This is a genomic window from Promicromonospora kroppenstedtii DSM 19349 (genome assembly GCF_000515355.1).
In the GTDB taxonomy this organism is placed as follows: Bacteria; Actinomycetota; Actinomycetes; order Actinomycetales; family Cellulomonadaceae; genus Promicromonospora; species Promicromonospora kroppenstedtii.
This window is the reverse complement of sequence record NZ_KI911641.1, coordinates 120,294-121,634: the sequence shown is the minus strand read 5'-3', so window position 1 is coordinate 121,634 and position 1,341 is coordinate 120,294. Positions and strand designations below refer to the sequence as shown.

Sequence of the window (1,341 nt, the reverse complement as noted above, 5' to 3'; positions counted from 1 at the left end):
GCGCGTCGGGGCGGGACCGCCCTGGGCGCAGGGCGCCCGGCGGTGAAGCCCCTGGTCCGGCGGCGCGGGAACCTGGGATCGACCAGACCGAGCGCCCCGTGGTGCACGCGCTGCACCTGGCTCTGGCCGTGTTGCGCGCGGGACGCGGCCTGCCCGCCGTCGTGTCGATGCGAGCGCTGGTGTCGGCGGCGTTCACGGGTGCCGAGGTGCTGCTCCCGCTGCTGCTCGTCCACGAGCGTCAGCTGAGCCCCGGCGGCGCGGGACTGATCCTCACCGTGGGGGCGCTCGGCTGGTCCGGGGCGTCGTGGGTGCGCGGACGCAACCTCCTGCACCTGAGCCACACCGGATACGCGCGGCTGGGCGGCGGACTGCTCGCCCTGGGCATGGTCGGCGCGGCCCTCCTCGTGCTGCCGGACGTACCTGCGGGCGTCGGCATGGCGTTCTGGGTGCTCTCGGGCAGCGGGATGGGCCTGGTGTACCCGACGCTGTCGGTCCTCACGCTTGAGCTGGCACCGCCGCACGAGCACGGGTCGGCTTCGTCGGCCCTCCAGGTGGCCGACGCCGTGGCCGCCGCCATCGCGTCTTCCGCAACGGGCGCGCTGCTCTGGGCCCTGTACGACGTCGCAGGCCTGCCCGCGTACGCGGTCGTGCTGGGACTCACGGGGCTGCTGGCCGCGGCTGCCCTGGCGCTGGCGGGGCGGACCCGCGTCCAGGTGGGGTCCGTCGCGTCCTGACCGAGGCGCGCGGGGACCACCGCGGGGACCACCGCGAGGGCGCGGCACGCAGGCGCTGTGACCGCGGCTGTGTGCGCGACTGGCTGGCGCCGGGCGGGTCGTGGCAGGTCGACATGGGCAGGTCGACCTGGGCAGGTCGGCCTGCGATCCGTCCGGGGTCAGCCGTCGTTCTGGCAACCGCAACTGCAGCGCATCGGCCCCAGGCGCCCAGGGCAGGGTCGCCGGAGTCTCCGCGCACAGGCCGGGGCCTCGATCGGCCGGGACGCCAGCCGGTCGGTCGCACCCCCGGGCGGGTCGTGACCCCGGGCGAGTCGCATGCCATGCCGAGCCGTCACCCCGGCCGGGTCGCTACCCCGGCCGGGTCATGGTGGTCATGCGGCTGCGGCCGGTGGTGTGCCAGCCGGGTCGTCGGGCTGGTCGTCGGGCAGGCCATGACCCGGGACCGGTCCCACGGGCGCGGGCAGGCCGATACGGTGCCCACGGGCGTCGGTGAACACCCACCCCGACTCCAGCAACACCCCCACCACGTCCGTCGTGGTCGTGGTGGTGGGTTTGCCGGACCAGTGCATCGTGATCCCCCGGGTATCGACCAGCTGATGATGGAACC

The 1,341-nt window shown here is 75.2% G+C and carries 2 protein-coding genes; one reads left to right on the top strand and one right to left on the bottom strand.

Annotated features, from left to right (window positions below):
• The coding region (locus PROKR_RS08425; protein WP_169736358.1) for an MFS transporter at positions 1–734 on the top strand (734 nt) is incomplete at its 5' end.
• A 371-nt stretch (positions 735–1,105) separates the two neighbouring features.
• Here PROKR_RS08425 and PROKR_RS36875 read toward each other — a convergent pair.
• Positions 1,106–1,341, bottom strand: a 236-nt coding sequence (locus PROKR_RS36875; protein WP_036961832.1) for a hypothetical protein, incomplete at its 5' end; no start/stop codon positions are given.